Origin of the sequence: Limnohabitans sp. (genome assembly GCF_031539175.1) — a bacterium.
Classification (GTDB): domain Bacteria; phylum Pseudomonadota; class Gammaproteobacteria; order Burkholderiales; family Burkholderiaceae_C; genus Limnohabitans.
In genome coordinates, this window is the sequence record NZ_JAVKLQ010000052.1 from 22,961 (window position 1) to 37,130 (window position 14,170).

Here is a 14,170-nt window from a genome sequence, read left to right on the forward strand (position 1 = left end):
ATTCGGGTATTCACCGATCAAATAAAAACAAGCATCTAGCCATTAAGTCCTAAACCAAGGGTTTCCCCACCCCCTTTACGTAAGCACTTGGTCAGTCCCTCTCCGCAGAATCCGCGCAGCCAAGAGGGCTTTTGCCCTCCTGGTTTTTTACAACCCTTAGGGAGATAACCATGAGTGATCCAGTGGTCGACAAGATCCAAAGTCACCCGAAGTACCTTGAGTTGCGCAGCAAGCGCAACAGCTTCGGCGTGCTGCTCACCATTTTGATGCTGGTCGTTTATTACGGCTACATCGCTTTGATTGCATTCAACAAACCATTCCTTGCACAACCGATTGGCGCAGGCGTGACATCGCTGGGTATTCCCATTGGTTTGGGCGTGATCATTTTCACGATCGTGATCACCGGCCTGTACGTGCGTCGCGCCAATGGCGAATACGACGCGTTGACCAAAGAAATTTTGAAAGACGCCACCAAATGATCAAATTTTCAACACTGTTGACAGCTCTGTTGGCGCTTGTCGCGAGCAGCGCTGTCATGGCAGCAGGTGGTGACGTCGGCGACACCGCCAAACAAGCCACCAACTGGACGGCCATTGGCATGTTTGCAACCTTCGTGGCAGGCACCTTGTGGATCACCAAATGGGCCGCTGCTAAGACCAAATCTGCTGCGGACTTCTATACCGGCGGTGGCGGCATCACAGGCTTCCAAAACGGTTTGGCGATTGCGGGCGACTACATGTCTGCCGCTTCGTTCCTCGGTATTTCCGCTGCCGTGATGGCATCGGGCTATGACGGCCTGATCTACTCGATCGGCTTCTTGGTCGGCTGGCCCGTCATCACCTTCTTGATGGCCGAGCGCCTGCGCAACTTGGGCAAGTTCACCTTCGCCGACGTGGCAGGTTACCGCTTCAAGCAAACACCGATTCGCGCCTTCGCTGCCTCTGGCACCTTGGTCGTGGTCGCGTTCTATCTGATCGCTCAGATGGTGGGTGCGGGTCAACTCATCAAGTTGTTGTTCGGTTTGGACTACTGGATGGCCGTGGTCATCGTCGGCGCGCTGATGATGGTGTACGTGTTGTTTGGCGGCATGACCGCCACCACGTGGGTGCAGATCATCAAGGCGTGCTTGTTGCTCGCTGGCGTGACCTTCATGGCCTTCATGGTTTTGGCGCAGTTCCACTTCAGCCCTGAAGCCTTGTTTGCACAAGGTGTGGCGGTGAAAGCAGCCATCGCAGAAGCGGGTGGCAAGACCCCCGAAGAAGCACAAGCAGCGGGCCTGGCTTTGATGGGCCCTGGCGGCTTCATCAAAGACCCCATCTCTGCCATCTCTTTCGGTATGGCTTTGATGTTCGGTACGGCTGGCTTGCCACACATCTTGATGCGCTTTTTCACGGTGCCTGACGCCAAAGAAGCCCGCAAATCTGTGTTCTGGGCGACCACTTGGATTGGCTACTTCTACGTGTTGATCTTCATCATCGGTTTTGGCGCGATCACTTTGGTCTTGACCAACCCCGAAATGGCGGATGTCGCCAAAGGCGTCATCAAAGGCGGCGCTGGTACCGCCAACATGGCGGCTGTGTTGGTGGCCAAGTCGGTCGGTGGCGACGTGTTCTACGGCTTCATCTCGGCTGTGGCGTTTGCAACCATCTTGGCTGTGGTGGCTGGCTTGACGTTGTCTGGCGCATCTGCTGTGTCGCACGACTTGTACGCCACGGTGTTCAAGAAGGGCCACGCCGACAGCGCTGCTGAACTGCGCGTGTCACGCATGACCACCTTGGCCTTGGGTGTGATCGCTGTGGCCTTGGGCATTGCGTTTGAGAAGCAAAACATCGCCTTCATGGTGGCCTTGGCTTTCGCGATTGCCGCATCAGCCAACTTCCCTGTGCTGTTCATGTCTGTGCTGTGGAAAGACTGCACAACACGTGGCGCGGTGATTGGTGGCTTCTTGGGCCTGATCTCTTCTGTGGCGTTGACCGTGGTGTCGCCTTCGGTGTGGGAAGCCACACTGGGCAACCCCAAAGGCTCGGCCTTGTTCCCTTACGCATCGCCTGCGTTGTTCTCGATGACCATTGGTTTCGTGGGCATCTGGTTGTTCTCGATCCTCGATCGCAGCGACGATGCGAAAAACGAGCGTGCCGCATTTGCGGCTCAGCAAGTGCGTTCGGAAACTGGCTTTGGTGCCTCGGGCGCTTCGGGTCACTGATCCAAACCGTGCTCCCCCCAGCGCGCTTTGCAGCGCAATGGGGGAGACAAAAAAAACCGGGCTTCGTGCCCGGTTTTTTTTCGTCGTCAACGCCCTGAATGACCGCGCAACTGCCTCAACTTGATGAAAGCCATTGCAGCCATCACCGCATCGTTCAAAGCGTCATGGGCCTCACGCACAGGCAGGTTCAAATCGGCCATCAGCGTGGCAAAACGTAAATCGATGTCGGGGTTGGTCTGCTGCTCATAAGGCAACATTTGGCGAAACTTGTGTTCGTAATACAGGCCCGACACTTCAATCTTCGGCTGCGGCAAGCCCTGCCCCAACAAAGGCCAAATGGCGCGATTGAGCATGGCCACATCGAACTCTAAAAAGTAGCCCACCAAAGGGCGGCTGCCAATGAAACGCATGAGTTGCTTCATCGCTTCGTCCAAGGGCAAGCCTTGCGCCACATCTTGTTCACGCAACCGGTGAATGCGCACGCTGTCCGCAGACACCCCACGCTCAGGACGCACCAGCAACTCCAAACGCTCGCTGGTCATGATGCGGTTGCCCACAATGCGCACAGCGCCAATCGAAATGATCTCGTCCGTATTGACGTTCAGACCTGTGGTTTCGCAATCCAAAGACACCCATTCGTTCGGTGGCGGCGCGTCGAACATGAAACGAAACTCGGGCAGACCCAAGTGGTAAATCAGCCACTCACGTTTGAGCGCCCCCCACCAACGCTGCGGCGACAACAAAGACATCATCACAGCGCATCCAACTTGAAACGACTGCGCAGCAAGCCTTTGAAATGCTTGACCACCCCCAACGCGTCTTTCAACAAATCGCGCTCCAAGGTAGAAAGCTTGGCCACATCCACCAAGCCACTCACGGCCTGTTGCGTGTCCATCTCGGTCAAGCCCGCTTTGAGTTTCAAGCCCATCAAAAAGTGCAAGGTTTGTGTGAGGTCCGCGGCCAACGCAGGCGTGATGACCGACTTCACCACCAAGGCATCAATGCGGTCGATGGTGCTGGTCTCTTGCAAATGCTCGGCCAGCGCCAAACTGCGCACGCCATGCACCAGCGGGAAGATGCCCTCTTTTTTCAGATGCAGTCCTTTTTGATCGTCCAACCCGAGCAAACGGTTCCACCAGCCTTGGGACTGACCGAACGCATCGATCGACGCAGCAAAACGCGCCAACATCGCATCGCTGTCGGTGGCCAAACGCATCAAGGCCTGCTGAGCATGCGCCAACAAATGCGCATCGCCGCACACGGGATGGGCATCTAAAAAGATGGCCAGGTTCATCAAACTGTCGGCATCGGGCATGAGCAACCACTGCTGCACCATTTGCCCAAATTCGTAGGCAGACTTGCGCCACATCGGGTTGCTGACCATGATGTGGCCCGGACATTCGGGATAGCCAAAAGCGGCCAGCGCTTGTGAGAACTCGAGACAAATGGCGTCTAAGTTGTCGGGCGGCGTGTAGCCATCACGCAAGATCAACCCATTGTCTTGGTCGGTCTTGAGCAACTGCTCGCCCCGACCTTCGCTGCCCATCACAAACAGACAACTGTTAGCCACCAAATCGGCAGGGGCAATGAGTTGCCACGCCCGTTCAAACAAGCGCGCATTCAAGTCTTGGACCAAGCGCGCAATCAAACTCACCCGCGTGCCACTGCGGTACAAGGTGGTCACCATGCGCGTGATTTGCGTGGCGGCTTGCGCCAACCCAGCAATGTCGGTCGCCGCCTCCACCTGCACGGTGATAAGGTGCGAATGGTTGGACAAAAAGCTGAACAAATCCAGCGCCTCCAACACACCCACCACGCGCGCACCATCGGACACCACCAAGCGGTGCACACGGTGGCGCATCAACAACGCCAAGGCGTCGCCCACTTGATCGGAGGGTTGAATGGTGATGAGCTCGAAATTGGACAGAGGCCCGACAGGCTGCTGATCCAACGGTGTTCCGCTCAGGATGGCACGTTGCAACGTTTTCGCCGTGAAGATCCCCAAACGCTCTGGGGTGGTCGAGGTGTCGCGCACCAACACACTGGCGGTACGTTGCGCCTGAAACACTTTGACGACCGACAACACATCGGTGTCGCTGTCGACGAAATGCGGGGGCCGCACAAAGGCTTCATCAACACGCGACAGTGTCAGCGACTGCAACTCATGCTGGCTTTGTCGCTGCGACAAGGCGATGAGTTTGTTGCTCAAGTCCGAGAACAGCAAGGCCCCGAAGGTGGCGTTGCTGGCAATCAAATCGGTGACGGTTTGACGTGCCAGCTGGTACGCCACCACCTCTTCTTGCGCGACAAAACGGCTGCTGGTTTTGCCGGCCACCAAGCCGCGGCCATCGAAGGTGTCGTCGGGTGCGTAGGTCGTGATGACTTCATCGCCTTCCAACTGCGTGACATAGCCTTTGATGATCACGAACAAATGCGTAGGCGCATCACCTACATCGAGAATGATGTCCCCCTCGGGGTAATACACCACATCCACGCTGTCGCGCACCAAGCGCTGTTCGTCGGTCGTTAAGCAGTCAAACGGGGAAGCGGAAAAATTGAAAGCGTTAGGCATGCGGTCAGTCTCAAAGCAAGACCTCCATTCAACGCGTCACGCCTTGCTGAATGCTTGCAACCGAGTCCCACGCGCTGTCAAACCATGGATCTCCGTCAAGGTAAGCACGCATCATGGGCAATGCATCCAAGCCCCAGAACAACATGTCGTCGACGCAAAACGTCGGCACACCAAACACCCCACGCGCAATGGCTTCTTCGGTATTGGCCTTCAGCTGGGCTTTCACCTCGGGGGCATCACTGGCACGCGCGGGGTTGAGTTGCGTCACTAAGGCTTGCAGGCGTGCAGCGTCATCGGCTGGCGCGCCGCCCTGCCAAACATGACGAAAAATGCTTTCGCACACATAACGATTGGGCTGACCATCGGCCGAAGACCCCACCGCCAAACGCAACAAAGCCAAGGGGTTGAACGGATGCGCAGCAGGCATGTCTAAATGCACCCCCAATTCACGGGCTTGCCACAGCACCTGTCGATAGGTCCACTCCCGTTTGCCCGCGATCTCGGCGGGCCCCAATTGGCCGTGGTGCTTGAGCATGCCTGCAAACAGCACCGGCTTGTAGACCACGTGTTGGCTCACACCCATCAAGGCGCTGGGCAAGGTCTCAAACGCCAAATAGGCATAAGGTGAAATGAAATCAAAATAGCAGGTGATGGTTTTCATGGCGTCACTTTCAGGGAACCCCCTTGTTGTGCAACCGCCACCGAAATGCGTTCGGCAATGCGGGCCCAGACCAAGCGCTTACGGGCGTCGGTCGCTTGACCCCAGCCGCCGATTTCATCCAAGGTGCGCCAGCAGCCTTCACAGACTTGGGTGTCATCGGTCATGCGACACACCGAAATGCAGGGCGAAGGCACAGGCCCCGCATCGCGCAGCACAGTTTGTGAATACGCCAACAAATTCAACGCGACGGCTGAAGGGCCTTGAGGTTTGGGGGTGAGTTCGCTTCCACACATGGCGACATTGTCGAGCAAAGACAACGCCCCCTGTGTCTCACTTGGTATTGATCACCCCAAGGGCTTTAACGCACCGCGCCAAAGACTTTCGACAGCAGCGCACTCCCTGCGGCGGCAGGGTTTTGGCGCAGCTTTTTCTCCTCTTCGCCAATCATCAAATACAGGCCATCCAAAGATTTGCCGGTCACGTATTGCTGCACATTCGCGTTGTCTTTGTTGACCACACCAAAGTTGGCGGCCTTGCCAGCCACTTCGTTGTAGAGCGAGGCCGCGCCTACTTTTTCAGTCGCTTGGGTCACGGCGGGCAAGAACTTGGCCGCCATGGGCTCACGTGTTTTACTGGAGAAGAACTCCGTGACCGAGGTGTCGCCCCCACTCAAAATGGATTTGGCATCACTCACCGACATCGACTGAATGGCCCCCGCCAGCAAGTCTTTGGACAAGGGAATGGCGGACTCGGCCGCGCGGTTCATGGCCAGCACCAGTTCGTCAACTTTTTGCCCCAAGCCAAAGCGCTTGAGCAATTTGGAAGCGTCATTCAAGTAGCCGGGCAAGCCAATACGCACCTTCTCGTTGCCCATGAACCCATCGGTTTGTCCGAGCAAACTCACGGCGGCTTGCGCACCTTTTTCCAACGCGGCTTTGAGGCCTTGACCGGCGTCTTTGTCGGTTAAATCGGCCAAGCTCAGGGCATGGGCTTGGGTATAAGCCAACGTCAACAAGGCCGCAAAGCCTGCGCTCATGTGGCGATTGAATTGGCGGCGATTGGGTTGAACGCGTGAGATCTGCATAAAGCTCCTGAGGGTTGAATGTCCGAAGGAGCGAGTCTATCGCCAGATTTGAATATTAAAGTGTTAAATATTGTTGCGTTTGCTGATCACAGCGCGCGCGACGCGTGAGCCGGATGGCCGGCCCAAAAAGTCGCTGATGAAGGCGCCTGCGTCAATCAGCGCATCAAGGTCTATGCCGGTCTCAATGCCCATGCCGTGCAGCATGTACACCACGTCTTCGGTGGCCACATTGCCCGTGGCACCTTTGGCATACGGACAACCGCCCAAGCCCGCCACCGACGACTGAAAGTTCCACACGCCCATCTGCAAAGCGGCCAAGGTGTTGGACAGGGCCTGTCCATACGTGTCATGGAAATGTCCTGACACATGGGCCACATCAAAGTGCTGCAAGGTGGCCTCGATGGCTTTTTGCACCGTGAGTGGCGTACCCACACCTATCGTATCGGCCACGTCGACGCGCTGCACGCCAATGCTTTTCATCAAGCCCGCGAGGTAAGCCACACGCTCAGGCGCAATCTCGCCTTCGTAAGGGCAACCCACCGTGCAACTCATCGCACCGCGCACAGCGATGCCGGCCGCCAAGGCCGCTTCAACGACCGGTGCAAAACGTTCGATGCTCTCGGCGATCGAGCAATTGATGTTCTTTTGACTGAACGCCTCGCTGGCCGCGCCGAACACCACGATCTCGTCGGGCTTAGACGTGACCGCCGCTTGAAAGCCTTGCACATTGGGCGTGAGCACCGAGTAGCGCACGTTGGGTAACCGCGCGATGCCCGCCATCACCTCGGCGTTGTCGGCCATTTGCGGCACCCATTTGGGCGACACAAAACTGGTCACTTCAATCTCGGTCAAACCTGCCGCTTGCAGGTGATGCACCAGCGCGATCTTGACCTCGGCGGGCACGGGTTGCTTTTCGTTTTGCAGGCCGTCGCGAGGGCCCACATCGATGAGTTGGACACGGGAGGGCAAGTTCATGGATGTCATCGTTGTCAATCAATCAATAACCCGTGCGCGGGTCGACCAAGCCAGAAATGGGTTGGCCCTGTTCGAGCGCCAACATCTTCTGTGCGATCTGCGCGACGCTCTCATCGCGCAAGGTACGTGCCGAGGTATGCGGCGTGACCGTGATTTTGGGGTGCGTCCAGAACTCATGGCCCTCAGGCAGCGGCTCGGTGCGAAACACATCCAAAGTGGCGCCGGCCAAATGGCCACTGTCGAGCAAGGCCAACAAATCTTCTTCCACCAAATGACGGCCACGCGCCACGTTGATCACATACGCATGCGGCGGCAGTTGCGCCAAGGTGGCTTGGTTCAACACGTTTTCTGTTTCGGGCGTGAGCGGCAACAAGTTCACCAACACACGGCTGCTGGACAAGAACGCATGGAGTTGCTGCGCGCCAGCAAAGCACTGCACACCCGGCAATTGTTTGGCACTGCGGCTCCAGCCATTCACAGGGAATTCAAAAGCTTGCAAGGTCTTGGCCACGCGGGCACCCAACACACCCAAGCCCATCACGCCGACCGAAAAATCGGCACGCACGTTGGGCTTGCGGTACGACCACTTGCCTTCACGCACATCGCGCTCATACGCATCGAACTCTCGAAAATGACGAATCACCGCATGGCTCACGTACTCGGCCATTTGCACGGACATGCCCGCATCGTCCAAGCGCACCACTTGCAGCATGGGCGGCAAGCGCAGTTGCAACAAAGCGTCCACCCCGGCACCAATGTTGAACAAGGTCTTAAGACCCACTTGTTCATCGATGAAGGCTTGTGGCGGTGCCCACACCACCGCATGGTCAGCCACAGGGCTCCCAGGCTGCCACACCGACACGTCCGCTTGCGGCAACAACGCACGCAAGCTGTCCACCCAAGGTTCGGGTTTGATGTTCGTGAGGCAGACGGTGATTTTCATGCGGTCATTCGGTTTTGAGTTTGAGCAACTCCGCGCCTTCTGCCACTTGGTCGCCGGGTGCATACAGCAACTCCAGCACTTCGCCATCGGCGGGCGCGGCCATGGTGTGTTCCATTTTCATCGCTTCCATCACGGCGAGCGGCTGACCGGCTTTGACTTTGTCACCTACGTTCACCGCAAACGACACCACCTTGCCGGGCATGGGTGCGGTCAAGCGCCCGCCCTCTTCTTGTATCTCACCCGCGTGCGCCAAGGCATCGACCACCGTGATGCGTGTTGCACCGTGCGCGGCAAACACATGGGCCACATCCTCACCGCCTTCCACATGAATGAAGACCTGCACTCGGGCCTTTTGTTCAGCAAAAGCAATCGCCAGTTGATCGCCCTCGACACGCCATGTCAGGGCGCCTGCGATCGGCGCTGCCTTGTCAACGGCCGCGTGCGATGGGGCATCGGCAGCCACCTGCTCGGTCACGCTCAGTTGTGTCGCGCCATCGTGGCCGTAGGTCAGCAACGCCGTTTGCGCTTGACCGTGAAACACAAACCCAAAACGACGCGTCGCCACGCCGTAAGCACGCCAACCGTCGCGACGGCTGAATGGATCGTGGCCTGCCAAGGTGGCTTCACGTTGCAAGGTGCTGGCCACCACAGCGGCAGCGGTCAAAGCCAAACCCAAAGGTTCTTGGCCGAACAAGGCTTTGTCTTCGCGCTGGATGAGCGCAGTGTCAAGCTTGGCGGTGGCAAATGAATCGGTTTGGATGACACGACGCAAGAACTGCACATTGGTGGTCAAGCCCACGATGCGCGTTTGCGCCAAGGCCTCGTCCAAACGCGCCAGCGCTTGCGCGCGGGTGTCGCCGTGCACGATGAGCTTGGCCACCATGGAGTCGTAAAACGGGCTGATGCTGTCGCCTTCACGCACGCCATCGTCTATGCGCACAGGGCTGCGGTCAAAGCTGCTGCACGCGGGCTTGCGGTACACCTGCAAGGTGCCGGTAGCGGGCAAGAAATTGTTATCGGGGTTCTCGGCACAAATGCGTGCTTCGATGGCATGGCCGTGAATACGCACTTGGTCTTGGCCCAAAGGTAAGGGCTCGCCACTGGCAACGCGCAACTGCCATTCCACCAAGTCGAGCCCTGTGATGGCTTCGGTCACTGGGTGCTCCACCTGCAAGCGGGTGTTCATCTCCATGAAGAAAAACTTCATCGACTCGGGGCTGTCATAGCCCGTTTGTTCAACGATGAATTCCACCGTGCCTGCTCCCACATAGTTCACGGCTTTGGCCGCGGCCACGGCTGCCTCGCCCATCTGCTTGCGCAGCGCTTCGGTCATACCGGGGGCGGGGGCTTCTTCCAACACTTTTTGATGGCGGCGTTGCACCGAGCAATCGCGCTCGAACAAATACACGCAGTTGCCGTGCGTGTCGCCAAACACTTGGATTTCGATGTGACGAGGGCGCTGCACATACTTCTCGATCAACACCGCATCGTCGCCAAAACTGTTGATGGCTTCGCGTTTGCAACTGGCCAAAGCGTCTGCAAAGTCTGATGTTTGTTCAACGATGCGCATGCCTTTGCCGCCCCCGCCCGCACTGGCCTTGATGAGCACGGGATAGCCCATTTGATCGGCCTCGCGCTGCAGCAAGGCAGGGTCTTGGTCAGCACCGTGATAACCGGGCACCAAAGGGACGCCCGCTTTCTCCATCAACTGCTTGGACTCCGCTTTGAGGCCCATGGCCTGAATGGCCGAAGCGGGTGGGCCAATGAAGACCAAGCCCGCGGCGGCACAGGCTTTGGCGAAATCTTCGTTTTCGCTCAAAAACCCATAGCCTGGGTGCACCGCTTGGGCACCCGTGTCTTGCGCGGCTTGCAAGATGCGCTCCCAGCGCAAGTAGCTGTCTTTGGGCGCGCTGCCGCCGATGTGAACGGCTTCGTCACACACCTGCACATGCTTGGCTTGCGCGTCTGCGTCTGAATACACGGCGACAGTTTTGATGCCGAGCTTGCGGGCGGTAGTTGCCACACGGCAGGCGATTTCGCCGCGGTTGGCGATGAGAATTTTTTGAAACATGACGGGGTGTCTTTCTGAGTTCAAGGCGTGGCGTGAAATAGCGAAGGATCAAGCGACATGGGGGACGCCCACGTCAAAGCAACCAGTTGGGTTTGCGTTTTTGCAAAAACGACTGCACGCCTTCTTTACCTTGTGCGCTGGCACGGATGTCTGCAATGCCCGCCACGGTGTGGGCGACCAGCGCATCGTCTATGTCGCGCCCTGCCACGTCTTGCACCAAGCGCTTACAAGCACGCAGCGCGTTAGGGCTGGCACTGACCAAGGCGCCGGTCAGCTCGGCCACTTTGGCATCCAAGGCCTCCGCCGTGACCACCTCGTGGACCAAGCCCATGCGGTGCGCGTCAGTGGCGTTGAAACGCTCAGCCGTCAAAAAGTAGCGGTGCGAGGCACGGGCGCCCATGGCGCGAATCACGTAAGGGCTGATGGTGGCGGGAATGAGTCCGAGCTTGACCTCGCTCAAACAGTAGGTGGCCGTGTCCACACTCACCGCCATGTCGCACGCAGCGACCAGTCCCAAGCCTCCCGCAAACACATCGCCCTGCACGCGGGCGATGGTGGGTTTGGGGCAGTCGTAAATGGCGCGCAACATGGCCGCGAGCTGTCCAGCATCGGCCAAGTTTTCATCACGCGTGTAGTCGGCCATGCGGCGCATCCAATTCAGGTCGGCGCCTGCACAAAACGCGGGGCCAAGGGCGGCCAACACCACGCAGCGCACGTCAATCGCTTGACCGGCTTCGATGAAAGCAGTTTTCAACTCAGCAATCACCTCATCGTTGAACGCGTTGCGCACATCGGGGCGGCTGAGCGTGATGGTGCGCACGCCCGCATGGGTAGAAATAGACAAGGCGGAAGGGGTTGTGGTTGTCATGAAAACACCTCGTCCATCACATGCGGAACAAACCGAATTTGGTTTCAGGAATCGTCGCATTCAACGACGCACTCAATCCCAGCGCCAGCACGCGACGCGTGTCGGCGGGGTCGATCACGCCGTCGTCCCACAAGCGGGCGGTGGCGTAGTAAGGGTGGCCTTGGTCTTCGTATTGCTGCTTGATGGGCGCTTTGAAGGCTTCCTCTTCCTCCATGCTCCAAGCACCGCCCTTGCCTTCAATGCCATCGCGCTTGACCGTGGCCAACACGCTGGCGGCTTGCTCTCCACCCATGACGGAGATGCGCGCATTCGGCCACATCCACAAAAAGCGCGGGGCAAAGGCACGGCCGCACATGCCGTAGTTGCCCGCGCCAAAACTGCCGCCAATGATGATGGTGAACTTCGGAACAGCTGCGGTGGCCACAGCCGTGACCATCTTGGCGCCATTGCGAGCAATACCTTCGTTTTCGTACTTGCGGCCCACCATGAAGCCCGTGATGTTTTGCAAAAACACCAGCGGGATTTTGCGTTGGCAGCACAGCTCAATGAAGTGCGCGCCTTTCAAAGCCGACTCGCTGAACAAGATGCCGTTGTTGGCGATGATGCCGACTGGCATGCCTTCAATGCGGGCAAAACCACACACCAAGGTCGTGCCAAAACGTGATTTGAACTCGTCAAATTCCGAGCCATCGACGATGCGGGCAATGATCTCGCGCACATCAAACGGCTTGCGTGTGTCCGCAGGAATCACACCGTACAACTCTTGCGCATCGAACTTCGGCGGCACAGGCTTGTGCGTCGCGATGTTGGGTTGCTTTTGAGCATTCAGGTTTTTCACCGCATGACGCGCCAGCGCCAACGCATGCACATCGTTTTGTGCCAAGTGATCGGCCACACCGGAGAGTCGGGTGTGCACATCACCACCGCCCAAGTCTTCGGCGGTCACCACTTCGCCGGTGGCCGCTTTGACCAAAGGAGGGCCGCCCAAGAAAATGGTGCCTTGGTTTTTCACGATGATGGTTTCGTCACTCATGGCAGGCACATACGCGCCACCGGCGGTGCAACTGCCCATCACCACCGCGATTTGCGCAATACCTTGTGCGCTCATGTTGGCTTGGTTGAAGAAGATGCGGCCAAAGTGGTCGCGGTCGGGGAACACCTCGTCTTGGTTGGGCAAGTTGGCACCGCCCGAATCGACCAAGTAAATGCAAGGCAAGTTGTTTTGCTGTGCGATTTCTTGTGCGCGCAAATGCTTCTTCACGGTGAGCGGGTAGTAAGTGCCACCCTTCACCGTGGCGTCGTTGCACACGATCATGCAGTCCACACCGCTGACGCGACCGATGCCGGCAATCAAGCCCGCACACGGGGCATCGTTGTTGTACATGTTGAGCGCGGCGAGCGGCGCCACCTCTAAAAATGGCGTGCCGGGGTCGAGCAACATTTGCACGCGGTCACGGGGCAACAGTTTGCCGCGGGCGGTGTGTTTGGCGCGCGCCGCTTCGCCGCCACCGACGGCTATTTTTTCGAGATGGGCCTTCAGGTCATCCACCACGGTGCGCATGGCGGCGGCGTTGGCCGTGAAGTCGGCGGAACGGGGGTTCAATTGGGTGTGCAAAACAGTCATGCTTTCGTCCTTTGCGTCAGAGCGTAAAACGAACCGACCCTGACGGGGCGTCAGCATGGTTGCAAATCCTGCCACAATGGCTGCCAATATGGTTAACCCTAGCCGCCCGCAGCCCCCCTCGCCCGCCCAAGGTCGTGCAGAGACGCCAATTGCTTTTATTCAAGCTATCGCCGCCGCTTACGCACAGCGTGGCATGCCCATGGATGAGGCCTTGGCAAAGGCACAAATTGAGCCATCTCTGCTTCTGAAAAACAACGCGCGCGTGACTGCCATGCAAATGGAGTTGATCTCAGGCATCGCCATGCAAGCGCTGGACGATGAAGGCTTGGGCTGGTTCAGCCGCCGCCTGCCTTGGGGCAGCTATGGGCTGCTGGTGCGCGCATCGCTCACATCAGCCACGCTGGGCTTGGCACTGACGCGCTGGTGCAGACACCACGGCTTGCTGACGGACGACATTCACTTGCACCTCAGCGAGCGCGACGGCGTGGCCACGTTGCAGTTGGACGAGGTGCGCGACTTGGGCGAGTTTCAAGAATTCTGTGTGGTGTCGGTCTTGCGCAATGCCTTGGGTGTGGCGTGTTGGCTGACCGACTCACGCATTCCCCTGCAGGCCACGCACCTGCGCATTGCCGCGCCAGCCCACCAAGACAGCTACCGCGTGTTGTTTGACGGCCCCACCACGTTCGATGCCGCCGTCAACAGCCTGCAATTTGATGCCGGTTATCTGGCCCTGCCCGTGCGTCGCGACGAAGCCGCGCTGCAACACATGCTGCAACGCGCGCTGCTGCTGACCGTGCGTCCCTACCGACGTGACCGGTTGTTGGTCGAAAAAGTGCGCCAAACTTTGGCCCTGCACCCCGAGCATTGCCGCAACGCCGAAGACTTGGCCGCGTGGCTGCACATGTCGGCGCGCACGCTGCACCGACAACTGAAAGAAGAAAACGCCTCGCTGCAAGAACTCAAAGATGCCGTGCGCCGCGACCTCGCCATGACGCAGCTGCAACGCACGACACGCCCGTTGAAACAAATTGCCGAAGCCGCAGGATTTCAAAACGAGAAAAGCTTTATCCGTGCATTCAAAAGCTGGACAGGCAGCTCACCCGACGCGTTCCGTCGACAACGCATCACGGCGCCTTAGTGCACATCAGTGCGCGTTAGTGCGCCCGGGC

The 14,170-nt window shown here is 58.2% G+C and carries 13 protein-coding genes; 3 read left to right on the forward strand and 10 right to left on the reverse strand.

Going from position 1 to position 14,170, the window contains the following annotated elements:
* Positions 1 to 170: 170 nt before the first annotated feature.
* Positions 171 to 479 (forward strand): DUF485 domain-containing protein, encoded by a 309-nt coding sequence (locus tag RMS95_RS09280; RefSeq protein ID WP_310645547.1) that lies wholly within the window; start codon positions 171 to 173, stop codon positions 477 to 479.
* Complete coding sequence (locus tag RMS95_RS09285) at positions 476 to 2,203, forward strand: cation acetate symporter (RefSeq protein WP_310645549.1); 1,728 nt, start codon at positions 476 to 478, stop codon at positions 2,201 to 2,203. Before RMS95_RS09280 ends, RMS95_RS09285 begins: the two co-directional genes overlap by 4 nt.
* 86 nt (positions 2,204 to 2,289) lie before the next feature.
* On the opposite strand, the gene RMS95_RS09290 is transcribed toward RMS95_RS09285, so the two are convergent.
* The 10 genes from RMS95_RS09290 to RMS95_RS09335 form a co-directional block, all read right to left on the reverse strand.
* Positions 2,290 to 2,952 (reverse strand): 3'-5' exonuclease, encoded by a 663-nt coding sequence (locus RMS95_RS09290; protein WP_310645601.1) that lies wholly within the window; start codon positions 2,950 to 2,952, stop codon positions 2,290 to 2,292.
* Between the two features lie 2 nt (positions 2,953 to 2,954).
* Positions 2,955 to 4,775: a DUF294 nucleotidyltransferase-like domain-containing protein gene (locus RMS95_RS09295; RefSeq protein ID WP_310645551.1), complete on the reverse strand. Its 1,821-nt coding sequence runs from the start codon at positions 4,773 to 4,775 to the stop codon at positions 2,955 to 2,957.
* Positions 4,776 to 4,803: 28 nt separating this feature from the next.
* Entirely contained in the window at positions 4,804 to 5,436 is a 633-nt protein-coding gene (locus tag RMS95_RS09300) for a 2-hydroxychromene-2-carboxylate isomerase (protein WP_310645553.1), read from the reverse strand.
* The gene (locus RMS95_RS09305) at positions 5,433 to 5,753 is read right to left on the reverse strand and encodes a DUF1289 domain-containing protein (protein ID WP_310645555.1); all 321 of its coding nucleotides are present in this window, start codon (positions 5,751 to 5,753) and stop codon (positions 5,433 to 5,435) included. The genes RMS95_RS09300 and RMS95_RS09305 overlap by 4 nt, the downstream gene beginning before the upstream one ends.
* A gap of 41 nt (positions 5,754 to 5,794) precedes the next feature.
* Entirely contained in the window at positions 5,795 to 6,520 is a 726-nt protein-coding gene (locus RMS95_RS09310; RefSeq protein WP_405023379.1) for a DUF4197 domain-containing protein, read from the reverse strand.
* A 63-nt stretch (positions 6,521 to 6,583) separates the two neighbouring features.
* Positions 6,584 to 7,495: a hydroxymethylglutaryl-CoA lyase gene (locus tag RMS95_RS09315; protein WP_310645557.1), complete on the reverse strand. Its 912-nt coding sequence runs from the start codon at positions 7,493 to 7,495 to the stop codon at positions 6,584 to 6,586.
* A 22-nt stretch (positions 7,496 to 7,517) separates the two neighbouring features.
* Positions 7,518 to 8,438, reverse strand: a complete 921-nt coding sequence (locus RMS95_RS09320) for a glyoxylate/hydroxypyruvate reductase A (protein WP_310645558.1) — start codon at positions 8,436 to 8,438, stop codon at positions 7,518 to 7,520.
* Between the two features lie 4 nt (positions 8,439 to 8,442).
* Positions 8,443 to 10,509, reverse strand: coding sequence for an acetyl/propionyl/methylcrotonyl-CoA carboxylase subunit alpha (locus tag RMS95_RS09325; RefSeq protein WP_310645560.1), 2,067 nt, complete (start codon positions 10,507 to 10,509; stop codon positions 8,443 to 8,445).
* Between the two features lie 73 nt (positions 10,510 to 10,582).
* Positions 10,583 to 11,377, reverse strand: coding sequence for an enoyl-CoA hydratase/isomerase family protein (locus RMS95_RS09330; RefSeq protein ID WP_310645562.1), 795 nt, complete (start codon positions 11,375 to 11,377; stop codon positions 10,583 to 10,585).
* Between the two features lie 16 nt (positions 11,378 to 11,393).
* Positions 11,394 to 13,001: a carboxyl transferase domain-containing protein gene (locus RMS95_RS09335; RefSeq protein WP_310645564.1), complete on the reverse strand. Its 1,608-nt coding sequence runs from the start codon at positions 12,999 to 13,001 to the stop codon at positions 11,394 to 11,396.
* Positions 13,002 to 13,089: 88 nt separating this feature from the next.
* Here RMS95_RS09335 and RMS95_RS09340 point away from each other — a divergent pair, with 88 nt between their 5' ends.
* Positions 13,090 to 14,139, forward strand: a complete 1,050-nt coding sequence (locus RMS95_RS09340; RefSeq protein ID WP_310645566.1) for an AraC family transcriptional regulator — start codon at positions 13,090 to 13,092, stop codon at positions 14,137 to 14,139.
* Positions 14,140 to 14,170 lie beyond the last annotated feature (31 nt).

Coding starts and splice junctions, on each gene's coding strand:
- RMS95_RS09315 (WP_310645557.1), bottom strand. CDS start 7,495: ATGAACTTGCCCTCCCGTGTCCAACTCATCGATGTGGGCCCTCGCGAC.
- RMS95_RS09280 (WP_310645547.1), top strand. CDS start 171: ATGAGTGATCCAGTGGTCGACAAGATCCAAAGTCACCCGAAGTACCTT.
- RMS95_RS09290 (WP_310645601.1), bottom strand. CDS start 2,952: ATGTCTTTGTTGTCGCCGCAGCGTTGGTGGGGGGCGCTCAAACGTGAG.
- RMS95_RS09330 (WP_310645562.1), bottom strand. CDS start 11,377: ATGACAACCACAACCCCTTCCGCCTTGTCTATTTCTACCCATGCGGGC.
- RMS95_RS09295 (WP_310645551.1), bottom strand. CDS start 4,775: ATGCCTAACGCTTTCAATTTTTCCGCTTCCCCGTTTGACTGCTTAACG.
- RMS95_RS09285 (WP_310645549.1), top strand. CDS start 476: ATGATCAAATTTTCAACACTGTTGACAGCTCTGTTGGCGCTTGTCGCG.
- RMS95_RS09320 (WP_310645558.1), bottom strand. CDS start 8,438: ATGAAAATCACCGTCTGCCTCACGAACATCAAACCCGAACCTTGGGTG.
- RMS95_RS09310 (WP_405023379.1), bottom strand. CDS start 6,520: ATGCAGATCTCACGCGTTCAACCCAATCGCCGCCAATTCAATCGCCAC.
- RMS95_RS09335 (WP_310645564.1), bottom strand. CDS start 13,001: ATGACTGTTTTGCACACCCAATTGAACCCCCGTTCCGCCGACTTCACG.
- RMS95_RS09340 (WP_310645566.1), top strand. CDS start 13,090: ATGGTTAACCCTAGCCGCCCGCAGCCCCCCTCGCCCGCCCAAGGTCGT.
- RMS95_RS09325 (WP_310645560.1), bottom strand. CDS start 10,509: ATGTTTCAAAAAATTCTCATCGCCAACCGCGGCGAAATCGCCTGCCGT.
- RMS95_RS09300 (WP_310645553.1), bottom strand. CDS start 5,436: ATGAAAACCATCACCTGCTATTTTGATTTCATTTCACCTTATGCCTAT.